General features: G+C 58.5%; 25 protein-coding genes and 1 tRNA gene. 14 read left to right on the top strand and 12 right to left on the bottom strand.

What is annotated here, in order from left to right:
* Window positions 1-918 carry a dihydrodipicolinate synthase family protein gene (locus tag I5192_RS05600; protein ID WP_223117933.1) on the bottom strand — a complete coding sequence of 306 codons (918 nt, stop codon included), beginning with the start codon at window positions 916-918 and terminating at the stop codon, window positions 1-3.
* A 7-nt stretch (window positions 919-925) separates the two neighbouring features.
* Window positions 926-1,636, bottom strand: a complete 711-nt coding sequence (locus I5192_RS05595) for a GntR family transcriptional regulator (protein WP_223117932.1) — start codon at window positions 1,634-1,636, stop codon at window positions 926-928.
* A 133-nt stretch (window positions 1,637-1,769) separates the two neighbouring features.
* On the opposite strand from I5192_RS05595, the gene I5192_RS05590 reads away from it, so the two are divergent.
* The 3 genes from I5192_RS05590 to I5192_RS05580 all read left to right on the top strand — a co-directional run bounded on the left by I5192_RS05590 (window position 1,770) and on the right by I5192_RS05580 (window position 4,103).
* Window positions 1,770-2,720, top strand: coding sequence for a GlxA family transcriptional regulator (locus I5192_RS05590; protein ID WP_170396693.1), 951 nt, complete (start codon window positions 1,770-1,772; stop codon window positions 2,718-2,720).
* 74 nt (window positions 2,721-2,794) lie between these two features.
* On the top strand, window positions 2,795-3,550 hold the full coding sequence (locus I5192_RS05585) for a 3-hydroxyacyl-CoA dehydrogenase (protein WP_223117931.1): 756 nt from the start codon (window positions 2,795-2,797) through the stop codon (window positions 3,548-3,550).
* Window positions 3,551-3,560: 10 nt separating this feature from the next.
* Window positions 3,561-4,103, top strand: coding sequence for a sugar O-acetyltransferase (locus tag I5192_RS05580; protein ID WP_170817865.1), 543 nt, complete (start codon window positions 3,561-3,563; stop codon window positions 4,101-4,103).
* 71 nt (window positions 4,104-4,174) lie between these two features.
* On the opposite strand, the gene I5192_RS05575 is transcribed toward I5192_RS05580, so the two are convergent.
* From I5192_RS05575 to I5192_RS05565, 3 genes are all read right to left on the bottom strand, one after another.
* Window positions 4,175-5,959: an ABC-F family ATP-binding cassette domain-containing protein gene (locus I5192_RS05575; protein WP_223117930.1), complete on the bottom strand. Its 1,785-nt coding sequence runs from the start codon at window positions 5,957-5,959 to the stop codon at window positions 4,175-4,177.
* Between the two features lie 92 nt (window positions 5,960-6,051).
* Complete coding sequence (locus tag I5192_RS05570) at window positions 6,052-6,786, bottom strand: GNAT family N-acetyltransferase (RefSeq protein ID WP_223118271.1); 735 nt, start codon at window positions 6,784-6,786, stop codon at window positions 6,052-6,054.
* Window positions 6,787-6,884: 98 nt separating this feature from the next.
* Complete coding sequence (locus I5192_RS05565; protein ID WP_170396685.1) at window positions 6,885-7,361, bottom strand: outer membrane protein assembly factor BamE; 477 nt, start codon at window positions 7,359-7,361, stop codon at window positions 6,885-6,887.
* 84 nt (window positions 7,362-7,445) lie between these two features.
* Here I5192_RS05565 and I5192_RS05560 point away from each other — a divergent pair, with 84 nt between their 5' ends.
* From I5192_RS05560 to I5192_RS05525, 8 genes are all read left to right on the top strand, one after another.
* A complete protein-coding gene (locus I5192_RS05560) occupies window positions 7,446-7,982 on the top strand; it encodes a DUF177 domain-containing protein (RefSeq protein WP_170567032.1) in 537 nt (178 codons plus the stop codon).
* Between the two features lie 205 nt (window positions 7,983-8,187).
* On the top strand, window positions 8,188-8,394 hold the full coding sequence (rpmF, locus tag I5192_RS05555) for a 50S ribosomal protein L32 (protein WP_008756996.1): 207 nt from the start codon (window positions 8,188-8,190) through the stop codon (window positions 8,392-8,394).
* A 24-nt stretch (window positions 8,395-8,418) separates the two neighbouring features.
* Window positions 8,419-9,504, top strand: a complete 1,086-nt coding sequence (plsX, locus tag I5192_RS05550) for a phosphate acyltransferase PlsX (protein ID WP_170626811.1) — start codon at window positions 8,419-8,421, stop codon at window positions 9,502-9,504.
* 24 nt (window positions 9,505-9,528) lie between these two features.
* On the top strand, window positions 9,529-10,500 hold the full coding sequence (locus tag I5192_RS05545; RefSeq protein ID WP_170406350.1) for a beta-ketoacyl-ACP synthase III: 972 nt from the start codon (window positions 9,529-9,531) through the stop codon (window positions 10,498-10,500).
* 96 nt (window positions 10,501-10,596) lie between these two features.
* Window positions 10,597-10,899, top strand: coding sequence for an integration host factor subunit alpha (gene ihfA, locus I5192_RS05540; protein ID WP_008755922.1), 303 nt, complete (start codon window positions 10,597-10,599; stop codon window positions 10,897-10,899).
* An 18-nt stretch (window positions 10,900-10,917) separates the two neighbouring features.
* Window positions 10,918-11,508, top strand: coding sequence for a MerR family transcriptional regulator (locus tag I5192_RS05535; protein WP_170626810.1), 591 nt, complete (start codon window positions 10,918-10,920; stop codon window positions 11,506-11,508).
* Between the two features lie 61 nt (window positions 11,509-11,569).
* Window positions 11,570-11,646 (top strand) — tRNA-Pro (locus tag I5192_RS05530).
* 61 nt (window positions 11,647-11,707) lie between these two features.
* Window positions 11,708-12,787: a 2'-deoxycytidine 5'-triphosphate deaminase gene (locus I5192_RS05525; protein WP_170662775.1), complete on the top strand. Its 1,080-nt coding sequence runs from the start codon at window positions 11,708-11,710 to the stop codon at window positions 12,785-12,787.
* A 3-nt stretch (window positions 12,788-12,790) separates the two neighbouring features.
* Here I5192_RS05525 and I5192_RS05520 read toward each other — a convergent pair whose 3' ends face one another.
* The 6 genes from I5192_RS05520 to argS form a co-directional block, all read right to left on the bottom strand.
* Window positions 12,791-13,030, bottom strand: coding sequence for a hypothetical protein (locus tag I5192_RS05520; RefSeq protein ID WP_170396673.1), 240 nt, complete (start codon window positions 13,028-13,030; stop codon window positions 12,791-12,793).
* A 65-nt stretch (window positions 13,031-13,095) separates the two neighbouring features.
* A complete protein-coding gene (scpB, locus tag I5192_RS05515; protein WP_170396671.1) occupies window positions 13,096-13,746 on the bottom strand; it encodes an SMC-Scp complex subunit ScpB in 651 nt (216 codons plus the stop codon).
* Window positions 13,739-14,533, bottom strand: a complete 795-nt coding sequence (locus I5192_RS05510; RefSeq protein WP_170509855.1) for a ScpA family protein — start codon at window positions 14,531-14,533, stop codon at window positions 13,739-13,741. Before I5192_RS05510 ends, scpB begins: the two co-directional genes overlap by 8 nt.
* Window positions 14,523-15,530, bottom strand: coding sequence for a beta-N-acetylhexosaminidase (nagZ, locus tag I5192_RS05505; RefSeq protein ID WP_223117929.1), 1,008 nt, complete (start codon window positions 15,528-15,530; stop codon window positions 14,523-14,525). Before nagZ ends, I5192_RS05510 begins: the two co-directional genes overlap by 11 nt.
* Window positions 15,527-16,618, bottom strand: a complete 1,092-nt coding sequence (locus tag I5192_RS05500; protein WP_255612079.1) for an SPOR domain-containing protein — start codon at window positions 16,616-16,618, stop codon at window positions 15,527-15,529. The genes nagZ and I5192_RS05500 overlap by 4 nt, the downstream gene beginning before the upstream one ends.
* Before the next feature lie 39 nt (window positions 16,619-16,657).
* Window positions 16,658-18,403, bottom strand: coding sequence for an arginine--tRNA ligase (gene argS, locus I5192_RS05495; RefSeq protein WP_223117928.1), 1,746 nt, complete (start codon window positions 18,401-18,403; stop codon window positions 16,658-16,660).
* 130 nt (window positions 18,404-18,533) lie between these two features.
* Here argS and I5192_RS05490 point away from each other — a divergent pair, with 130 nt between their 5' ends.
* Window positions 18,534-19,085, top strand: a complete 552-nt coding sequence (locus tag I5192_RS05490) for a hypothetical protein (RefSeq protein WP_223117927.1) — start codon at window positions 18,534-18,536, stop codon at window positions 19,083-19,085.
* On the opposite strand, the gene I5192_RS05485 is transcribed toward I5192_RS05490, so the two are convergent.
* Window positions 19,067-20,224: a deoxyguanosinetriphosphate triphosphohydrolase gene (locus I5192_RS05485; protein ID WP_223117926.1), complete on the bottom strand. Its 1,158-nt coding sequence runs from the start codon at window positions 20,222-20,224 to the stop codon at window positions 19,067-19,069. The two genes, I5192_RS05490 and I5192_RS05485, sit on opposite strands and share 19 nt — an antisense overlap.
* Window positions 20,225-20,300: 76 nt before the next feature.
* Here I5192_RS05485 and I5192_RS05480 point away from each other — a divergent pair, with 76 nt between their 5' ends.
* Window positions 20,301-20,624, top strand: coding sequence for an iron-sulfur cluster assembly accessory protein (locus I5192_RS05480; protein WP_170396659.1), 324 nt, complete (start codon window positions 20,301-20,303; stop codon window positions 20,622-20,624).
* A gap of 280 nt (window positions 20,625-20,904) precedes the next feature.
* Window positions 20,905-21,684, top strand: a complete 780-nt coding sequence (xth, locus tag I5192_RS05475) for an exodeoxyribonuclease III (protein WP_170567016.1) — start codon at window positions 20,905-20,907, stop codon at window positions 21,682-21,684.
* Window position 21,685: the final 1 nt, after the last annotated feature.

The raw sequence follows: 21,685 nt of genomic DNA, 5'->3' as shown, positions 1-21,685 counted from the left end.
TTAACCCTCCGCCAAAATATCTGCGATTTTGCGTTTCAGAACGCGCGTCACCTGTTCCAGCGCGCGTTTGTCATCTTTGTTCAAACCTTTCAGAGGCGGCCTCACCACGCCTGCATCGATCCCGTTCATGGTGACGCCATGCTTGATCGTCTGGATGAATTTGCCGCCCTGCTCCAGCACCCGCATCAGCGGCATCAGCGCGCTCATGACGCGACGGCCCTTGGCAAAGTTGCCCTCGATCACACAAGCCTGATACAGCGCCACGTGTTCGGCAGGCAGAAAGTTCGACCCGCCACAGACCCAGAACGGCGCTCCCCAGGCGAAGAACTCCAGCGCCTGATCATCCATGCCACAACCAAGTTGGATATGCGGGTAGTCCCGCGCCAGCAGATGCACCCGGTTGATATCGCCCGAACTTTCCTTGATGCCACAGAAATTCCGGCTGCGACCTACGCGGTCCAGAAACTCTTCCCCCATCATCGTGCCGGTCCGGTGCGGATAGTTGTACAGCATCACCGGCAGGTCAGCCGCCTTGTCGATTGCCAGAGCGTTCAGCGCATTCTCGCGGTCGGTGGGCACCGAATACGGCGGGCTGGCCAACAAGATCGCATCTGCGCCTAGGTCTCGCGCACCTGAGGCCAAAGCGACGGAATCCCCGGTCAGCATCGCCCCCGTTCCCACAACCAGAGGCACACGCCCCTTCAGTTGTTCATGCGTAAAGCGCGCCAGTTCCAGCCGCTCATCGACGGTCTGCGCATAGTTTTCGCCGGTGGACCCGCCCGAGATCAGCCCGTGCACACCATTCTCGATCAGGTACTCGATCACCTCGGCCAACGCTTCCCAGTTCACGCCACCATCCGCCGCGTAGGGTGTCACCACCGGCGTATAAATACCCTCAAATCTGAAGATCGGAGTCATGTGTCCCTCATGCAGAAGTCTTACCGGGGACCTGCCCCAGCGGAAAATCCAACCCCTCGGGCATCACGAACAGCTCGATCTGATCGCGTGACAGGGTCCAGTGGTCGTCGGCCAGCTGCGCAGCAGTCGCCTCATCGCCCGCCTCGATGGCGGCGATGATGGCGTCATGCTGGTCGCTCGCCTCTGAAAGGTTCTCAGCCATTCGTGCGGTCTGCGGGCGATAAAATGTCATCCCGATCCGCGCGTGATCGATCAGCAACCGGTTGAACGATGGGGATAAATAGACATTCCCCGCCATCTCTCCGGTCACCTCGTGAAACCGGGTATTGGCCAGCGTCCGCTCCTCAGCCGAGCCTGTACGCAAGGCTTGCCGAAACGTCTCTTGCGCCTCTTTCAACTGATCGATCTGATCGTGCGTCGCATTCGCCGCGGCCAGACGCAGCACCGCGCCATAGACCATCGGCGCAACCAGAAAGAAATCGCGTAGCGTGGTATGAGACATCTCTGACACCCGCGCCCCGCGATGGGTGCGCAGGTCCAGATACCCCTCACCGGCCAACTGCCGGAACACTTCGCGCAAAGGCGTGCGCGACAGGCCAAAGGCCTGCGACAGCTGCGCCTCGTCCAAATCTTCTCCGGGACGCAAACGCAGGGTCAGAACCGACATCTTCAGATGCTCAGCCAACGCCTCTTTTGGTGATTTCCCTTCGTCCCTCATCCGATCCCCTTCATCACGATCCCGCGAATCGATAGCTTGCCCTCTGGTATCGTATAAAAATACATGTTGTATACAGTTAGTTTTCGTGCAGCATGCAGAAAACTGTCAGAACGCCCTGATTCCGGACCTATCGATGAGCCAAACACAGCACTACGCATTCATACTGGTCGAGGAATTCTCGCATCTCGCCTTCTCCTGCGCGGTCGAGCCATTGCGGATCGCAAATTTGCTGGCCGAGGAAGATCTTTATCGATGGTCCTTCCTGTCCGAACACGCTGAGCATGCGGTCTGTTCAAACGGATCGGTCACTTTGGTGCATGGCGGATTGGGATCTATCCCAAAATGTGACCAACTGTTTGTTCTGTCAGGAATAAACATGCGCAATCACGTCTCGCGTCCGCTGCTCGCAACCCTGCGCCGAGAGAGGGCACGGGGCACCAATATCAGCGCCTTGTGTTCCGGTGCATGGCTGCTGGCCGAGGCCGGATTTTTGGATGGGATGCAGGCGGCGATCCATTGGGAATACCATGATGCTTTCATGGAGGCCTTCCCCGAGATCAACCTCGTCCGCAGCGTCTTTGTCGCCGACGAAAAACACATGACCGCCTCGGGCGGCACCGCGACCGCCGATCTGATGCTGCACCTGATCGAACGCGACCACGGCCACGACCTGTCGGTCGCAGTGGCCGATCAGATGGTCTATAACGCCGTGCGCAACGCCACTGCCGATCAGCGCGTCTCGTTGCAATCGCGCAACGGGATGCGGAACGCGCATCTGGCCAAGGCGATCCACATCATGACCGACAATATTCAAAGTCCACTGTCGCCCTCGGTCATTGCCAGCGATATCGGTATCTCAACCCGACAACTGGAGCGTCTGTTTGGGAAATTCCTGAACACCTCGCCTAAGAAATACTTCATGGAATTGCGGCTGGACCGCGCCCGCAATCTGCTGTTGCAGACCGAATCTTCGGTGACCGAGGTCGCCTTTGCCTGCGGTTTCGAAAGCGCCGGCCATTTCTCGCGTGTGTACCGGGCTGCGTTTGGCGTCACGCCGATGCAGCAGCGCAGCAGGCTTGATTGATCAAAGCTGTGACTGGACAGAGGGCCATGGTTGGGATTATCTGAACAAGTGTTCAGATCAGGAAGGAACCCGCCATGCAACTCTCAACCACAGCTGCGGTGATCACCGGCGGTGCCTCCGGCCTGGGTGAGGCCACAGCCCGTCACTTTGCCGAGAACGGCGCGCAGGTCACCATCCTTGACCGCGACGCCGAGCGTGGCCCGCAGGTCGCGGCTGAAATCGGCGGACATTTCACACAAACCGATGTGACGGATGAGGCCTCGGTCGCTTCAGCGATTGCACATGCGATGGACAAGATGGGTCGCATCACCGCCGCAGTGAACTGCGCCGGAATCGCGATTGGAGCTAAGACTGTGGGCAAAGACGGCCCCCACCCTCTGGAGGCGTTCCAGCGTACCATCGACATCAATCTGGTCGGTTCCTTTAACGTCTCGCGTCTTGCTGCCGCAGAGATGGCAAAGAATGATCCAGAACCGGATGGCGCGCGCGGCGTGATTATTAACACCGCCTCCATCGCCGCCTTTGACGGGCAAAAAGGTCAGGCGGCCTATGCAGCCTCGAAAGGCGGCGTGGTCGGCATGACGCTACCCATGGCGCGCGATCTGGCCTCGACTGGTATCCGTGTGATGGCCATCGCACCGGGCATCTTCATGACCCCGATGCTGGCCGGCCTGCCTGAAGAGGTGCAGCAACAGCTTGCGGCGGACGTCCCCAACCCTGCTCGCCTCGGCGACCCGCGCGAATACGGTCGTCTGGCCGGGTTCATCGTCGAGATGGGCTACCTGAACGGAGAGGTCATCCGCATCGACGGTGCCCTGCGGATGCGCTAAGACGGGTTTCATGACCGAGCGGCAGAAAATGGCGGCAGGCGAGTGGTATTGCTGCCTCGACCCCGAACTGGAAGTGCTTCGTATGAAAGCACGCCGCGCGGTCCATGCCCACAACACCTGCCCGCCCGATGACCGAGGGGCTATAGCTCCCGAATTGGCGGCGCTCTTTGCGGGGATCGGGCAAGATTGCTATTTTGAGGCTCCGTTCCACTGCGCTTATGGAATGAACCTGTCGCTGGGCGACCGGGTGTATCTGAATGCGGGCTGTGTCATTCTCGACACCGCGCCTGTTCGCATCGGCAGTGACTCGATGCTCGGCCCCACGGCACAGATCTATTGCGCCCAACACGCCAAAGACCCAGCCCTGCGCGCACAGGGTCTGGAAATCGACCACCCGGTGACAATCGGCGAAAACGTCTGGATCGGCGGTGGCGCGATCATCATGCCCGGCGTTACTATCGGAGACCGCGCCATCGTCGGCGCGGGCAGTGTCGTCACGAAGGACGTCCCCGCCGGAGCAACTGTTGTCGGTAACCCCGCCCGCCCCATTTGAGCACGCGCAAACCGGTGCATAGGTTTGTACAACTCAGACAATCTAGTCGATTGAGGTTGTACAACTCGGGCTCAACCGGCTTCGGCCTTCTCTTCAAGCATCAGCCACTCTTCCTCAGCCGCTGACAGTTTTTCCTGCCGTTCGACCAGGGCATCGGTTGCCTTCTGGAACTTGATCGGTTCGCGTGTGAACAGCTCAGGATCAGACATCAGTTCTTCGAGCTTGGCGATCTCGGCTTCAAGGCGCGCGATCTCTGCTGGTAGCTTCTCAAGTCGGTGTTTCTCCGAGAACGACAGCCCTGCTTTTGCCTTCGCTTCTTGCTTCACTTTCGGTTTTAAAGGCCTTGCTTTTTCTTCCTTTTTCGCAACTACATCACCTCGCTGAGCGATGTAATCGGACCAACCACCAGCATAGACGGTCGCGCGCCCGTTGCCCTCCATGGCGATGGTTGTGGTTGCAACCCGATCCAAAAAATCCCGATCGTGGCTAACGAGCAGCACCGTGCCATCATAGTCGTCCAGCAATTCCTGCAGCAGATCCAGCGTTTCAACATCCAGATCGTTGGTCGGTTCGTCCAGCACCAGCAGGTTAGAGGTTTTTGCCATCAGTTTCGCCAACAGCAACCGGGCTTTTTCCCCTCCGGACAATGACTTAACAGCCGCTCTTGCCTGCGCATCATCAAACAGAAACTCTTTGAGATAGCCCACCACATGCTTGGGCTGCCCGCCGACCATCACCTGATCGGCCTTGCCCGAGACCCGCATCTCGGGATCGCCGGTCAAGCTGTCCCACAGGCTCATTTCCGGGTCCAGCTGTGCCCTCGCCTGATCGAACACGGCGATCTCAAGGTTAGTACCCAGCACCACCGAACCCTCGTCCGGTTCGACCTGACCCAGCAGCATTTTCAGCAACGTCGTTTTGCCCACACCGTTCGGCCCAACAAAGGCCACGCGGTCGCCGCGCTGAACCAGAAGATCGAAATTGCGCACGATCTGCTGAGAGTCAAATGACTTTGAAACGCCAGTGGCCTCGATGACCTTGCGGCCTGATTTCGGACCGGATTCCAACGTCATGGCAGCCGATCCCTGACGTTTGATCTGCGCTGCACGCTCGGCGCGCAAGGCTTGTAGCGCCCGAACACGACCCTGATTGCGCTTGCGGCGGGCGCTGATACCCTCGACGGCCCATCGCGCCTCGGACTTGATCAAGCGGTTCAGCTTGTGGCGCTGCTGATCCTCCTCTTCCCAGACCTTATCCCTCCAGCTTTCAAAGGCCGCAAAGCCCTGTTCCTGCCGCCGCACAACTCCGCGATCGATCCACAGCGTCGCACGGGTCAACGCACGCAGGAATGCGCGATCATGCGAGATCAGAACATAGGCTGCACGGGTCGAGCCCAACTCACGCTCCAACCACGCTATCGCCTCGATATCCAGGTGGTTCGTCGGTTCGTCCAGCAACATCAGGTCCGGCGCTTCGGCCATCAGCTTGGCCAAGGCGGCGCGTCGCCTTTCCCCACCCGAAGCGGTTTCGACCGCACGCTCAGGGTCGAATTTCAGCCCTTCGCCCGCGCGTTCGACCTTATACAGCTCACCCGGTTCCAACCCGCTTGAGGCATAGTCTCCAAGCGTCGCGAATCCCTGCATTCCGGGATCCTGCTCCATGTAACCCACTGATTTACCAGGAGGGATGACAATTTCACCCTGATCGGCCTCGACCAGCCCGGCCATCACTTTCATCAAGGTGGATTTGCCTGACCCGTTCCGCCCGACCAGCGCCACGCGATCACCGGGTTGAACCACAAGGTCCAGATCGGAAAACACCGGATCACCCCCGAACGTCAGAGAGATACCGGACATCTGCAATAAAGGAATTCTCGCCATACCCGCCAGCTAAACCGGCCAAAGCAAGGCGTCAACGCCCCAACTTCACCTTTTCCCAGATACTCAAATCACCCAGCCACCGCGCGCAGCAACCGTTTACGAGCTGGGGGAATTGCTCCGATTTCAAGGCCGGTGAACACATGCAGGGTGTTCATGTGCCTGTCCACCACCGCATGATCGCTGACCCACCCCCCCATCATCAGATAGGTGCGCAACAAGGGCGGCATCCTAAGCATCGCCTGTTTTACATCAGGGCGTCTGCGCAAGCGCGCCGCAAAGCGAAACACATCCGGCGCCTTGACTCGCGGCAACCATCGCCTTGGTGCCAGATGTCGGTGTTTGAGCATCGCAAAAGCGTCAAGATATTCGGCAGTTTCTGTTCCAGCGAATGACGAACAACCAAACAGCATTTCGATCCCCTTCTGATCGACATACGCCGTCATTGCGCCCCACGCGACACGCAAGATATCCGGATCATTGTAGTCCGGGTGGATACAGAACCGACCCATCTCGACCATCGGTCCGGTAAAATCGCGTAGCGCCGACAGGTCATAGAACTGTGCCGAGTAGCTGAGTCCGATTTCAAAGCCGCCCTGCATTGTCAGCATACGGAAACAGCACACCAACGCCCCACCGGCCTGCAGATCTTCGACCAGAACATGGGCGCAGCGTTCGTCAAAAGCATCACAATCCTGACCATCAGTAGCAAAGGTCAGCATCCTCAGCGTCTGCGCCGCCGCCACGTCTTGCTCGGTTTGCGCCAAGCGGGCGCGATATCGGCCCTTGTCCAACAAAACCGCCATGGTCGCATCCTCCTGCGGTTGCTGACCGGTCACATCTGTCTGGTCCTTACTACAGAATGTGTGACTGTCCTGTGACCACTGCAAGAGAATTGGTCGCTTTAGTTGTTTGCGCCAGGAATATTTGCCGGGTTGAAGTTACCGATGTTACCCAGAAGCTGACGCAGGAAGCCTTTGTCTTCCACGTTGGAATCGGTCACGCGACGATCCAGCACGATGACATAGCCGTCTTCCAGGCCGAACCGCTCGATATTGCGAACGACGCCGCGCTGATCAAAGCTGATCGCGACCAGTTCACGTGAAACGACCTCGGGTCGTTTGGGCCCATAATGACGGACGCGCGAGGCGACATAGTAATAGCCCGAATCCCGCACCACGCCCGCCGAGCTGGGCGCGCCGATGGTTTCTTCAACACTATCGCGGGTATCGACGCCGACCTTGATTTTGGCCAGATCCTCTGGCGGAGGCACGTAGCCGTGATTCTTGAAGATTGGTGAACATGCGCCCGCGACCGCCAGACAGGCCGCAAAGACAAGCGTTTTCGACGCTGGTTTCAACCTGTTCAAACCCTTCAACATGCACATCCTCTTGCCATGGCCCCTTGCGGACCCTATCCGATTACAGAAACCAAGGCTCCGGTTCAACACAGGAAAACCTCACGAATGAGCAACCAGACATCTTTACGCGTCGCAGACCTGCCGCAAAACGCTCCGACCCCGTTTGAGTTGCGCCCGACCGGCGACGCGCTGGAGGCCATAAAACAAGAGCTCGGACTGCTTGGCCTGCGCAAGCTCAGCTTTGTCGGCGAATTGCGCGCGCAGGGCAAACGGGATTGGATGCTTTCTGGCAAGCTGGGCGCAACGGTGATCCAACCTTGTGTCGTGACGCTGGAACCTGTGACCACACGCATCGACACCCCGGTGAGTCGCGTTTTTGTGGCCGATTGGAGCGATCCGGAAGAGCCCGAGTTCGAAATCCCCGAGGATGACGAGACCGAACCGCTTGGCCCCGAGATCGATCCTGCGCTGATCATGGTTGAAGCGCTGTCGCTGGCCCTGCCCCAATATCCACGGAAGGATGGAGTTGAGCTGGGCCAGATAGACTATACCGAACCGGGCAAACAGGCCCTCACAGATGAGGATGTAAAACCCTTCGCTGGTTTGGCGGGGCTGCGGGATGCGATGAAAAAAGACGAGTGACAGGCGAGGGATTTCCTGTCATAGCAGGCCGTCAGAAAAACCGCTTGAACATGACGAGAATCGCAGTATTTTCGCGCGCTCATTGGAATTTGGGTTGGACATTGCGGGGCAAGCCCCTTAAACGCGCGTCAAACCACGAGAAAACAAAGTACGTAACCCGGCTGACAGCGAATCTGTCAGCCCATATCAGACAAAGGTTGAGACCATGGCCGTCCAACAGAACAAAGTTTCCAAGTCGCGTCGCAACAACCGCCGCGCACACGACGCTCTGGTTGCTGCAAACCCGAACGAATGCCCGAACTGCGGCGAGCTGAAGCGCCCACACCACGTTTGCGCATCTTGCGGCCACTATGACGATCGTGAAGTCGTCGCTCAGGCCGACGAAATCGACCTGGACGAAGACGCGGCCTAAGCCTGATTGGACGCAGGCCAAGGCATGACGGATCAGCCCACGCAGACCGGACGGATCATCATCTCGGTTGACGCTATGGGCGGAGATTCGGGCCCTGCCGTCGTTGTGGCGGGCATTGCAAAATCTGCGGACAAGAACCCGAAGATCGGGTTCATCCTGCACGGTCAGGAACAGGAACTACGCAAGCTGGTTGCCAAACGGCGTGTCCTTGATGGGCGCGTCGTTTTTCGTGATTGCCCGGACGTGGTCACGATGGAAGACAAACCAAGCCAGGTTGTCCGCAGCGGCAAGAGCACGTCGATGTGGTCCGCTCTGGAAGCGGTGCGTGCAGGTGAAGCGCACGGCGCGGTGTCCTGCGGCAATACGGGCGCGCTGATGGCCATGTCCATGTTGCGGCTGCGCAAGCTGCCCGGCGTGAACCGCCCTGCCATCGCGATCCTGTGGCCCTCGCGCAATCCGCATGGGTTCAACGTGATGCTGGACGTCGGCGCAGATGTGCGCGCTGATGCCAAGGACCTTTTGCAATACGCGCTGATGGGGGCTTCATACGCGCGCAACGGTATGGCGCTCAGCCGCCCTCGGATCGGATTGCTGAATGTCGGTACCGAAGAACACAAGGGCCGCGCCGAACTGAAAGAAGCCCATGCGATGATTTCGGACTTTGCCGATCAGGCGAATTTCGAATTCGTGGGCTTTGTCGAAGGCAGCGATATCCCCGGCGACAAAGCTGACGTGATCGTGACCGACGGCTTCACTGGAAATGTCGCCATTAAAACCGGCGAAGGCACCGCGAACCTTATCGGTGATTTGCTTCGTGAAGCGTTCAAATACTCGCCCCTATCCCGGCTGGCCTCGATCCTGGCAATCACCTCGTTGAATCGTCTGAAAAAGCGGATAGACCCGCGCCGCGTCAATGGAGGCGTGTTCCTCGGGCTTAATGGAACCGTGGTGAAATCCCATGGCGGAGCGGACGCAACCGGCGTTTCCGCAGCGGTCAAACTGGCTTTCACATTGGCTGAATCCGGTTTCTCCGAAAAATTGGCGGCACGGGTTGCATCAACAGCCGCACTTGCACAAGATGCGGCCCATTCCGTGTCTCAATCGGAATAATAACAAAAAAGGCAGTACCCCAGCATGGCAGGCCGCTCAGTTGTTGTAGGTGTCGGGCATTATTTGCCAGAGCGCGTTGTACCGAACTCTGAGTTCGAGAAAACGCTGGATACGACGGACGAATGGATTCGCACCCGGTCCGGGATCGAGCGGCGACACTTCGCGGCCGAGGACGAAACCACATCCGATCTGGCCACCAAAGCGGCCGAAGCCGCACTGGCTGATGCCGGACTGACGGCGGATGATATCGACGCGATTGTGCTGGCAACCTCCACAGCTGATTTGACCTTTCCTTCGGCGGCAACCATGGTACAGGCCCGGTTGGGCATGACCAAAGGTTTTGCCTTCGATGTACAGGCGGTCTGCGCAGGGTTTGTCTTTGCGCTCAGCAACGCCAACGCCCTGATCCTGTCCGGTCAGGCCAAGCGCGTACTGGTGATCGGCGCCGAGACCTTTTCACGAATCATGGACTGGACCGACCGGTCGACCTGCGTGCTGTTTGGCGATGGCGCGGGCGCACTGGTTCTGGAAGAGCAAGAGGGTCAGGGCACTTCGGATGATCGCGGTATTCTTGCGACCGACTTGAATTCGGACGGACGCTACAAAGACCTTCTCTATGTTGATGGCGGGGTTTCGACCCAATCCACCGGCCACTTGCGGATGCAGGGCAATCAGGTCTTCCGTCATGCGGTCGAGAAACTGGCCCGAACTGCCGAAGTCGCGCTGGAACGAGCCGGTTTGTCCAGCGATGATGTCGACTGGATCGTGCCGCATCAGGCCAATATCCGCATTATTCAGGGCACCGCCAAGAAGATGGGCCTGCCGATGGATAACGTCGTCGTCACCGTTCAGGACCATGGCAACACATCGGCAGCCTCCATCCCTCTGGCCCTGTCGGTGGGCAAGCAAAACGGCCAGATCAAAACCGGCGATCTGATCGTTACAGAGGCGATTGGTGGCGGTCTGGCCTGGGGGGCGGTCGCACTGCGTTGGTAACCGGCACAATCCGGCTTACAGAGCCTCCTGCAATTCATTGATATTGACAGCGAATTTTGCATAGCCATATGCTCAGACATCAACAGGGGAAAAAGCATGGGCGACAAAACACTGACCCGAATGGATCTGAGCGAGGCCGTCTTTCGTGAGGTTGGCTTGTCACGCAATGAAAGCGCACAGCTGGTCGAAAGCGTTCTGAACCACATGTCTGACGCGCTGGTGCGTGGCGAACAGGTTAAGATTTCGTCATTCGGCACCTTCAGCGTTCGGGACAAAACCGCCCGTATCGGTCGCAACCCTAAAACCGGTGAAGAGGTTCCGATCCAGCCCCGTCGTGTACTGACATTCCGTCCGTCGCACCTGATGAAGGATCGCGTCGCCGCAGGGAACCGCAAGTAAGTTCAGGACATCCAGGTTATGAGTAAGTCCCCCGATGCCTTTCGCACCATAAGTGAAGTTGCGGACTGGCTCGGAGTTCAGGCTCATGTGCTGCGTTTCTGGGAAAGCCGGTTTACCCAAGTCAAACCCGTCAAACGCGCCGGTGGGCGGCGATATTATCGCCCCAATGATATGCGTCTGCTGGGCGGTATCAAGAAACTGCTACACGAGGACGGGATTACCATCAAAGGTGTTCAGCGTATCCTTCGGGAACAGGGCGTTGCGCATGTTGCATCGCTTTCGCCCAATTTGGATGAAAACGCGCCCGCACCCAGCATCGACGATACTGTGGTTCCGTTCGCTTCAGCGCCGGAACCATCCGCAAACCAGATCGACATGGATTTGGGCGAACCCGCCCATTCCCCTGCCCCAGAGGCTCCGAAACCCGTCGCAACCCCCGAACCCAAACCGATACCGGCTGAGCTGGATGCAGCGCCGCTGATGGGTGGTATTGCCTCGCTGGCATGGAATCGTGACGAGTATGACGATGAGCTGTTGCACCAGATTGCACCCATCGCCAAGGACCTGCGCAGGTGGCTGGATCGCGTCGAACACCACACGGCGGGATAGCAAAAAAGGCGATGATTTCCTCTTGCCCCCGCCGGGAAAGTCTTTATGAACACCTCAACGTCGGGCTATGGCGCAGCCTGGTAGCGCGTCCGTCTGGGGGACGGAAGGTCGCAGGTTCGAGTCCTGCTAGCCCGACCAAATCACACCGACGTTTATGGCACATAGGCCAGATCCCGCTCTGGCAGCAGAGGGGATCGAGATGACAGGTGTTTGCCCAAACCAACAGCTTGAGGCGATGATTGCACGCGGTGAGATCGCCGCAAGCCCCGATATCATCCCTGCACAGGTGCAGCCGGCAAGCCTTGATCTACGTTTGGGAACAGTGGCTTACCGGGTGCGCGCGTCCTTTCTGGCGGGCGAAGGGCGTTCTGTCGCAGACCGGCTGGCCGAGTTTGAGATGCACCGCATCGACATCACTGAAGGCGCTGTTCTGGAAAAGGGCTGTGTCTATCTGGTGCCGCTGATGGAATCGCTCGCCCTGCCCGATGACGTCAGTGCGGTGGCCAATGCCAAAAGCTCGACCGGGCGGCTCGACTTGCTCACGCGCACGATCACCGATGGCGGAACCGAGTTTGATCGGGTTCCCGCAGGCTACACAGGTCCGCTTTATGCCGAGATCTGCCCGCGATCGTTCTCGGTTCTGGTGCGCCCCGGAATGCGTCTGAATCAGATCCGTTTCCGCAAAGGTCAGGCAGTACTGAGCGACGCCGAGCTGAACGCGTTGCATGGTCAAACGCCGTTGGTTGATGGGCCAGCCGTCATTCAGGACGGGTTGGGGTTTTCGGTCGATCTGCAACTGCCCGATACCGATCTGGTCGGCTATCGTGCCAAGCCCCATACCGGGGTGATCGATCTGGATCGGATCGGCGAATACGACCCGCAGGAATACTGGGAAGAGGTGCATACCAAGGATGGTCGCATCATCCTCGACCCCGGCGCGTTCTACATTCTCGTCAGCCGCGAAGCGGTGCATATCCCGCCAATGTATGCTGCTGAAATGGCCCCTTATCTGGCTATGGTCGGCGAGTTCCGGGTACATTACGCCGGATTCTTTGACCCGGGCTTTGGACATGCCGAAGCAGGCGGCGCTGGATCACGCGGGGTGCTGGAAGTGCGCTGCCACGAAGCGCCATTTGTGTTGGAACACGGACAAGTCGTCGGGCGCCTGGTTTATGAGAAGATGGCAGAAATGCCGACACAGCTATATGGTGCTGGGATTGCCTCGAACTATCAGGGTCAAGGCCTGAAACTGTCCAAGCATTTCAAAGCTGTGGGCTGAGTTTCAGAACTTCATGAACCGACGCATCTGACGCGACACCTGACGCATCTGCTTTGCGCTTTGATTTTGGCGCTTGGTCGCATCGCGCATCTGGCGATCCGCCTCGGGGCCATTCTCAACATCAGACTGACCCGGTTTGCGGCCCACCTTGCTGGCCATATCAATACCCTTGTCCACACCGTGGTTCACCAGGCGACGCATCACCCGGCGCACGATCATATCGATGATCCGATTGGCATTCATTGGCTCAACTCCGTTTCCTGCACCCTATGATAGGCGGGATCTGCGGCAATAAAAGGGCTGTCCGATCACTCTTCTTCGAACAGTTCGGTTTGATCTTCGTCCTCGTCATCACCCTGCCCTTCGCCCAGCGGCACAGCACCAGGGGGTGGGCGATTCTCCAACAATCCGGCTGCGCGCAACTCCTTCAGGCCCGGCAGGTCACGGGCGTTTTCCAGCCCGAAATGATCCAGAAACTCAGGCGTTACGACGAATGTCACCGGACGGCCTGGTGTCATGCGACGGCGGCCCAGTCGGATCCACTCCATCTCAAGCAGTTGGTCAATGGTGCCGCGCGAAACGGACACGCCCCGGATTTCCTCGATCTCCGCACGCGTGCAGGGCTGGTGATAAGCCACGATCGCCAGCGTTTCGATGGCCGCCCGGCTAAGCTTGCGGGTCTCAACCGTTTCCTTCTGCATCAGGAAGCCAAGATCGGGGGCTGTGCGGATCGCCCAAGCCTCACCAACGCGCACCACACGCACCCCGCGCCCTTCGTATCGTTTCTGAAGCGATTCAACAGCTTGCGCGGCATTGCTTCCATGGGGCATCCGCGCTTCAAGATCACCAATCGTCACTGGCTCGGCGCTGGCAAACAGCACGGCCTCGACCATACGTTCCTGTTCCGCCAAGGGCGGCGCTTCGAACAGTGTGCCTGTCTCTTCGTTGGCGTCAGTCACGTGTCTCAGTCCTCTTACGCAGATGGATCGGCGCAAAGGTCTCGCTTTGCTTGATCTCCATATGTCCTTCTTTCACCAGCTCAAGCGAGGCTGCGAAGGTTGCAGCCGTGGCCGAGCGTCGCCGCACCGGATCAGCATCCCAGCCTTCGGGCAGGTAGGTCTCCATATCCGTCCACGCACCGGCAAAGCCTATCAGGGGCCGCATCCGCTCAAGCGCTTGTTCCATGGTGAAAACGGCGTCGCGGTCCATGACGAAGGGTCGGAACTCGTCACGCGTGCGGATACGCGCGTAGCCCTGCATCAGGTCCAGTAGCGTCGCGGAATAGGTCACGGTGCGGATACGCGTAACATCCTCACCCTGCCCACGTTTGAAAAAATCACGGCCCAATTGATCACGCGCCATCAGGCGCGCAGCGGCATCGCGCATGGCCTGCAGACGCTCCAATTGGAATGCGAGGTGCGCGGCAAGTTCCTCACCCGAGGGGCCTTCATCATCCGGGTCCGGGGGCAGCAGCAAGCGGGATTTGAGGAAAGCTAGCCAAGCGGCCATCACCAGATAGTCGGCGGCCAGTTCGATCCGCAACTGCCGCGCTTTTTCGACAAAGGTCAGATACTGTTGCGCCAACGCCAGAACCGAGATTTTGCGCAAGTCCACTTTTTGCGTACGCGAAAGTGTCAAAAGCACATCGAGCGGACCCTCAAACCCATCGACGTCCACAATCAAAGCCTCGGCGGCCAGCCGATCGGCAACCGAGACCGGGTCTTCGCTGAAAAGGTTATCCTGCATATACCTGCCCGCCCATTAGGGCAGATAGTTCCGCCTCGGCGGCTTGGATGTCAAGTTCCTGTGGCGGTTGTCTCCGGGCCAGCGCCCGATCTGCGCGGGCTTGTGCCGCATCCGACATCTCACCAGCGGCTTCGAGCACCTGCGCGCGTTCTTCAAAGGCCCCGTTGCAGTGCAAAGCAACATCGCATCCAGCGTCCAGTGCCTGTCGGGCCAAGTCGGCGGGCGCGCCGTTCAGGGCTTTCATCGTGATATCGTCGGTCATAATCAGACCGTCGAAACCGATGCGCTCCCTAATCATCGTCATCATTCCAGCAGAAATCGTTGCGGGCCGTGGATCGATCTGGTCATAAACCAAATGCGCCGTCATCCCCATCGGCAAGTCGTTCAGCGCGCGGAATGGTGCAAAATCTGCCGCTTCCAGTGCACTTAGAGAAAGATCCACATGCGGCAACTCGTGATGACTGTCGAGCGTCGACAGACCGTGGCCGGGCATGTGCTTTACTACCGGCAACACTCCGCAATCAAAGTGTCCGTTGGCAACGGCTCGACCAATCGCGGAAACCTTTTCGGGATCAGACCCATAGCAGCGGTTCTTCAGGAACGCATGAGTACCCTCGCGGGCCAGATCGACCATCGGCGCACAATTGCTGTCGATGCCCAATCCCAGCAGTTCATGCGCGATCAGACGATAGCGCAGATACATCGCGCGCTCGGCCTGATCTCCGGCATGCGCGACATGATCCAAAGGGGGCAACCATTCACGGGCTAAAGGTGCGCGCAGACGTTGTACGCGGCCCCCCTCCTGATCGACTGTGATTAGGCAATTTCGGCCAACCGCCTCGCGGAAGTCCTCGCACAAGGCTCGGGTCTGGTCAGCGGATTCGATGTTGCGGGCAAACAGAATGAACCCGAACGGGTTCATCTCTTTGAACAAAGCTTTTTCATCCGGCGTCAGGCGCAGCCCTTCGGCATCGGTGATAACCGCGCCAAATCTCACCGGACGGCGACCGGGATACAGTCTGCACCCTGCGCGACTAGGGCCGCGCAAAACTGGCGCGAGTCGCTCAGATCATCAAACCCCATGACACGCAGGCGATAGAAGGTTCGTCCTCCGCTTGAGGTCTTCTGTATAACACGCTGTTTTCCATCCATATATTCTCCAAATCGGCCATTCAAACGAGCCCATTCGGCCTGCGCCACATCGGCGCTTTCGTATGCCCCAAGCTGAGCAAGTCGCGTGCCTTTGGTCAATGTATCGGGATCAACATCCAGACCAACAGCAGCCTTTACTGCAGCATTGATCGCAGCTTCCGTAGCGCTGTTGGACGAAATAGAACTTGGCGTAGCGCGGGCTGGACGCACATGCGGACGCAGCGACCGGCGCACACCAGGCAGTGCAGCAATCTTAGGGTCGGGCTGTTGCGCTGCGTAATCAGCCGGATCAATCGCGGGCTCTTCTTCGGGCGTGACCAGGGAAGCCAATTGCACGCCCTGCTCAGGCGTCTGTTCGAGCTGAGGTTCGGCGGCGAGCCCTTCGGCCAGAGCGTTCACGATCGCCTGATCAGTGGCGGGTTCCTCAATCACTTGCACTGCATTTGTGGCCTCAAGCGCGGTCATGGGCGTGTCTTCATCAGTCAGAGACACGGGCCGCGGCGCAAGGATAAGACGATCTGCCGGCGGTGCAGCAGTCCCGACAGCGGCAACTGCATTCACCGCTAGGCCCTGATGATCGGCAGGCGTCCCGCCGGGATTTTCGGGCTGCACGCGCATGGGTCCTTCGGCGGCGCGCACGACCGGTACCCCGCTGACGTCGCGCATGATCAGTTGGTAGCCCCAAACGCCGACTCCGGCGACCAGCGCCAAAGACGCAACCGCCCCAAGCACGTTGACAATGCGGCCCAGCCCAGCGCCTGCGCGCGGGGCGTCATCATAGCTATAGCTTTCATCAGGATAATCATACGCATCTTCAGGATGCGATTGATTCGAGTAATGCATCTGCTCGGGGCTATGCTGCCCCGAGTAATCGTAACGTGCCATTTCCGCCTCACCGCCCGATTGCGCCGTAAAAAGTGGCGCGCGGGTCATTTCTTGTCTGCCTCAGACCGGCGGTTCGGGCGATATTTGTTATCGCATCTCCTGCGCCGGGGTAACGCCAAGAATACCCAAGCCCGCTGAAATCACAACAGAAACAGCCCGGGCCAGTGCGATTTTCGATTGGCTTGTGGCAACATCGCCATCCTGAATGAAACGCAACTGGGTTTCGTCATTGCCCTTGTTCCACAGCGCGTGGAAATCTCCTGCCAATTCATAGAGATAGAAGGCAACCCGGTGCGGTTCATTTGTGCGAGCGGCGATTTCAACCAGACGTGGCCATTCTGCCAGCTTCTTGGCAACGGTCAGCTCAGAGGCGTGGTCGATCTTGTCCAGATCTGCCCCAGATAGCGTAGCATCATCGGCAGAAATCCCGGCCTCAGCGGCGCGGCGCAGCACACTCATGACGCGGGCATGGGCGTATTGGACGTAGAACACCGGGTTTTCGCGGCTTTGTTCCAACACCTTGTCGAAATCGAAATCCAGCGGTGCGTCGTTCTTGCGGGTCAGCATCACGAAACGGGTTACATCAGGCCCGACCTGATCGACTACATCGCGCAACGTGACAAAGTTCCCTGCCCGCTTGGACATCTTGAATGGCTCGCCATTCTTCCACAGCTTCACCAATTGGGTAAGCTTGATATCCAGCGGCACCTTACCATCGGAAAGGGCCGAAACCGCCGCCTTCATCCGTTTGACATAGCCGCCATGGTCCGCACCGAACACGTCGATTAGCGCGTCAAACCCACGGCTCACCTTGTCATAATGATAAGCGATATCCGGGGCGAAATAGGTCCAGCTGCCGTCTGATTTCTTGACCGGGCGGTCGACGTCATCCCCGTGCTCGGTCGACTTGAACAAGGTCTGCTCGCGCGGTTCCCAATCCTCGGGTTTCTTACCCTTGGGCGGCTCAAGAACGCCTTCGTAGATCAGGCCCTTGTCGGTTAGCGACTGAAGCGCAGCCTCGATCCGCCCTGTGCCGTAGAGCGACTTCTCTGAGAAGAACACATCCATCTCAACACCCAGCGCCTTCAGGTCGGCGCGGATCAGGTCCATCATAGCGTCGGTTGAGAATTCGCGCAGCTCTTCCAGCCATACGCTTTCAGGCTTGTCGATCAGGCTGTCGCCGTATTTCTCTTTCAGCGCCTGACCGATCGGGATCAGGTAATCGCCGGGATAGAGACCTTCTGCGATCTCGGGGCTCAGCCCGTTAGCCTCGCGATACCGTTCATATGCCGACCGCGCCAGCACATCCACCTGCGCGCCGCCATCGTTGATGTAGTATTCGCGGGTCACCTCATGGCCCGAATAGGCCAGCAAGCTTGCCAGCGCATCACCGAACACAGCCCCCCGCGTGTGGCCCACATGCAGCGGGCCGGTCGGGTTGGCCGAGACATACTCCACGTTCACCTTCTGACCATGCCCCATGGTCGAACGGCCATAATCGGTGCCCTTTTCCAGCACCGCAGCCAGCACGCCCTGCCAAACCGAAGACGCTAGCCGCAGGTTTAGAAAGCCCGGGCCCGCCACCTCGGCGCTGGTGATCCGGTTGTCTGCAGACAGCTTGCCCGCAAGCACATCCGCAATGTCCCGCGGCTTCATCTTCGCCGGTTTCGCCAGTACCATCGCCGCATTGGTCGCCATATCGCCATGCGCCGCATCGCGCGGAGGCTCAACTGCCACGTTGTCAAAGCTCAGCCCCTCAGGCAGCGCGCCTTCGGACTGCATCTGCGCCAGCGCGTCCAGTACCAGGCCGCGGATCTCGGAAAACAGGTTCATTTCGGATGTCCTTTTGCTTGCCGCGGGGTTTACCACGCAAAGCGCCAAGGTCAATGGACGCCTAAATTTTGCGCTTGGATTAACCGCTATCAGGGCTAAGGTCGGGGAAAACCGTGACCGGAGCCCCTGAATGCGCCTTACCCTGCCCTTCGCCCTGTTGCTGACCACCGCCCTGCCCACATGGGCCGAGATGCCCTCACCTCAAGGCCACGTACTGCTGACGCTCGGTGGCGCCATCACCGAAACCAATCTGCCCGCGCGCGCTGAGAACGACGGTGGGCTGTTGGGTTTTCTCGAAGTCACACATGACGGTGCAGCAGGCTTTGACGCTGCCATGCTGGACGGGTTGGATCAGGTCGAGATCACCATCCCCTACGGCCCGCCAGAGAACCAGCGCGACTATACCTTTTCCGGCCCACTGTTGTCCGACGTGATGACGATGGCAGGTGCGAGGGGCAAATCTGCTCTGCCCATGGCTATGGATGGCTATCAGGCTGAAATCCCATGGGAAAGCATCGAGACACATCAACCCATCGTGGCCACCCACGCGGATGGCGTGCCGATGGGCATTGGTAGTTACGGCCCCACGATGATCGTTTTCCCGCCCACGGATGATGCTGAACTGGCTCAAACACAAGCCAGCCAACAGGTCTGGGCCATCGCCTATATTGCGATCGAGTGATCTCCGGTCAGCCGGGCATGGTCTTGCAGCGCAAACCTGTCGGTCATGCCCGCGATATAATCCGAGACGATGCGGGCCAGCGCGGTTTCATCCTTTGCCGTCTCGATATCGACATGCCAGTGCCTGGGCATCTGTTTCGGGTCGGACAGGTAAATCGGAAACAGTTCCTCAACCACCTTGCTGACACTGGCGCGCACTTCCATCACGCTCGGTGCGCGATACATGCGCGAAAACAGGAAGGCACGGATCTGTTTGAGCTTCGCCCAAAGATCATCCGAGAATTGAATGACCGGATAACCCAGATGGCGGATATCCTCGACCGACTGCGCCCCCGAGGCCGCTATCAACGCGCGTGAGGTGTCGATAACATCCGAAACCATGACGCCAAATACCCGTCTGAGCGCCTCGTGCCGACGGCGATAAGGGTCAAGACCCGGAAATTTGGCATCCACTTCGGCGAAACAGGCATCATTTATGGGAAGCTGCTGAATGTCTTCATCTCTGAACAATCCCGCCCGCAATCCGTCAAACAGATCGTGGTTGTTGTAGGCAATGTCGTCTGACAACGCCGCGACCTGCGCCTCGGCGCTCGCATGGGTGTGAAGTTCGAGGTCAAAGCCCCGATTACACTCGGCCAATGCCCAAGGCAATGCACCAGTGACCGGCCCGTTGTGCTTGGCTATCCCTTCCAGACATTCCCAGGTCAGGTTGCACCCATCGAACTCGGCGTAGTGACGCTCAAGTTTGGTTACGATCCGAATGGCCTGCGCGTTGTGATCGAAGCCACCATATGGCTCCATCAACGCATGCAGAGCGTCCTCGCCCGTGTGACCAAACGGTGTATGCCCGAGGTCATGCGCCAACGCGACCGCTTCGGTCAATTCGCCGTTCAGGCCTAAGGCCCCGGCAATCGTTCGGGCCACCTGAGCCACTTCTATGGAATGCGTCAGGCGGGTTCGATAACTGTCACCCTCATGCTCAACAAACACTTGGGTTTTGTGTTTGAGGCGCCTAAACGCGCTGGCATGAATTATCCTGTCACGGTCGCGCTGAAAGCATGACCGAAAACTGCTTTCCTCCTCAGGTACAAGCCGCCCCCTTGCGCGGCCTGGGTCCGAGGCAAAACCCGCTCTGTCCAAAGGTCTTGTCCTTGTCGCCTGTCGTCAGGTTCCATATATTGTACGATGCTAAGGAAATAAACCTTTGGAGACCGGCATGAATCTGCCCCCAACAGTCACAGAACGCGCCTTTGAACGCCTGGCCGAAATCGGTGCCGCAGATCAGGGCCAGGCCCTGCGTGTCGCTGTGGAGGGTGGCGGATGTTCCGGATTTCAATATGAGATCGCCCTGGATGTGCCGAAAGAGGACGATTTGGTGCTAGAGGGCAAAGGCCAAAAGGTCATCGTCGACTCGATCTCTCTGCCGTTTCTGGAGAACGCGGTAATTGATTTCACACAGGAACTCATCGGCGCGCGCTTCGTGATTGAGAACCCCAACGCCACCTCGTCCTGCGGCTGTGGCACATCGTTCTCGATGTAGCTCCGGTGGGGGCTTTGCCCCCACACCCCCAAGGTATTTTTAGCCAGATGAAGAGGGATCCGCTCTCTGACAGTCAAAGTCAGAGAGCTTCACCTGGCGCGGTCATCGGCGCCTCCGCCTGTACCGCATACTCAGTTTTGACGAATATGGTTAAGAATCCGTTTCTTCATCTGGCCCAAAATACCTCGGAGCGCGAGGCAGAGCCTCGCTAACTTGTACGGCAACTTGCCGTTGCGTGTATTCTGCGCGATAGGTTGCCAATGGCACCGGAGGATCACGCATGAAAATCGCCACATTCAACATCAACGGTATCAAGGCACGCGCCGAGGCGTTACCTCGCTGGTTGGATGAGGCGCAGCCCGATGTCGTGTTGCTGCAGGAAATCAAATCAATCGATGAGAATTTCCCCCGCGAGATTTTCGAGGAGCGCGGATATAACGTTGAAACCCACGGGCAAAAGAGCTTCAACGGCGTTGCAATCCTTTCGAAATTGCCGCTTGAGGATGTCTCCCGTGGGTTGCCCGGTGATGAAAGTGATGAACAGGCGCGCTGGATCGAAGCCACTGTCATAGGAAAGAGAGCACTGCGCATCTGCGGATTGTATCTGCCAAATGGTAATCCGGTGCCGGGGCCGAAATATGACTACAAGCTTGAGTGGATGGAGCGCCTCTATGATCGTGCCCGCGATTTGATGGCATCAGAGGAACCCGCATTGATGGCCGGGGATTACAATATTATTCCGCAGGCCGAAGATGCCAAGCGCCCCGACGCCTGGCGCGAGGATGCGTTGTTTCGGCCCGAAAGCCGTGCAGCATTTCGCAAGATATTTAATCTGGGCTTCACCGAAGCATTTCGCGCTCGAACGCAAGGCCCCGGTCATTACTCATTCTGGGATTATCAAGCTGGCGCGTGGAACAGAAACGACGGGATTCGCATCGATCACTTTCTTCTGACGCCGCAAGCTGCGGATTTGATGCGTGATTGCAGGATCGATGCCGAAGTGAGGGGGCACGAAAAACCTTCGGACCATGTGCCGGTCTGGGTTGATCTCGACCTGTGAA

The sequence above is a fragment of the Ruegeria sp. SCSIO 43209 genome (assembly GCF_019904295.1).
Classification (GTDB): Bacteria; Pseudomonadota; Alphaproteobacteria; order Rhodobacterales; family Rhodobacteraceae; genus Ruegeria.
Note: the sequence above shows the minus strand (reverse complement) of the source record. Positions and strands in the feature narration are given on the sequence as shown.

Coding starts and splice junctions, on each gene's coding strand:
- I5192_RS05500 (WP_255612079.1), bottom strand. CDS start 16,618: ATGACCCGCGCGCCACTTTTTACGGCGCAATCGGGCGGTGAGGCGGAA.
- I5192_RS05510 (WP_170509855.1), bottom strand. CDS start 14,533: ATGCAGGATAACCTTTTCAGCGAAGACCCGGTCTCGGTTGCCGATCGG.
- ihfA (WP_008755922.1), top strand. CDS start 10,597: ATGGGCGACAAAACACTGACCCGAATGGATCTGAGCGAGGCCGTCTTT.
- I5192_RS05600 (WP_223117933.1), bottom strand. CDS start 918: ATGACTCCGATCTTCAGATTTGAGGGTATTTATACGCCGGTGGTGACA.
- I5192_RS05575 (WP_223117930.1), bottom strand. CDS start 5,959: ATGTCCGGTATCTCTCTGACGTTCGGGGGTGATCCGGTGTTTTCCGAT.
- I5192_RS05565 (WP_170396685.1), bottom strand. CDS start 7,361: ATGTTGAAGGGTTTGAACAGGTTGAAACCAGCGTCGAAAACGCTTGTC.
- I5192_RS05595 (WP_223117932.1), bottom strand. CDS start 1,636: ATGAGGGACGAAGGGAAATCACCAAAAGAGGCGTTGGCTGAGCATCTG.
- rpmF (WP_008756996.1), top strand. CDS start 8,188: ATGGCCGTCCAACAGAACAAAGTTTCCAAGTCGCGTCGCAACAACCGC.
- I5192_RS05560 (WP_170567032.1), top strand. CDS start 7,446: ATGAGCAACCAGACATCTTTACGCGTCGCAGACCTGCCGCAAAACGCT.
- plsX (WP_170626811.1), top strand. CDS start 8,419: ATGACGGATCAGCCCACGCAGACCGGACGGATCATCATCTCGGTTGAC.
- I5192_RS05520 (WP_170396673.1), bottom strand. CDS start 13,030: ATGAATGCCAATCGGATCATCGATATGATCGTGCGCCGGGTGATGCGT.
- I5192_RS05570 (WP_223118271.1), bottom strand. CDS start 6,786: ATGGCGGTTTTGTTGGACAAGGGCCGATATCGCGCCCGCTTGGCGCAA.
- I5192_RS05525 (WP_170662775.1), top strand. CDS start 11,708: ATGACAGGTGTTTGCCCAAACCAACAGCTTGAGGCGATGATTGCACGC.
- I5192_RS05490 (WP_223117927.1), top strand. CDS start 18,534: ATGCGCCTTACCCTGCCCTTCGCCCTGTTGCTGACCACCGCCCTGCCC.
- I5192_RS05535 (WP_170626810.1), top strand. CDS start 10,918: ATGAGTAAGTCCCCCGATGCCTTTCGCACCATAAGTGAAGTTGCGGAC.
- I5192_RS05480 (WP_170396659.1), top strand. CDS start 20,301: ATGAATCTGCCCCCAACAGTCACAGAACGCGCCTTTGAACGCCTGGCC.
- xth (WP_170567016.1), top strand. CDS start 20,905: ATGAAAATCGCCACATTCAACATCAACGGTATCAAGGCACGCGCCGAG.
- I5192_RS05580 (WP_170817865.1), top strand. CDS start 3,561: ATGACCGAGCGGCAGAAAATGGCGGCAGGCGAGTGGTATTGCTGCCTC.
- argS (WP_223117928.1), bottom strand. CDS start 18,403: ATGAACCTGTTTTCCGAGATCCGCGGCCTGGTACTGGACGCGCTGGCG.
- I5192_RS05545 (WP_170406350.1), top strand. CDS start 9,529: ATGGCAGGCCGCTCAGTTGTTGTAGGTGTCGGGCATTATTTGCCAGAG.
- I5192_RS05585 (WP_223117931.1), top strand. CDS start 2,795: ATGCAACTCTCAACCACAGCTGCGGTGATCACCGGCGGTGCCTCCGGC.
- I5192_RS05590 (WP_170396693.1), top strand. CDS start 1,770: ATGAGCCAAACACAGCACTACGCATTCATACTGGTCGAGGAATTCTCG.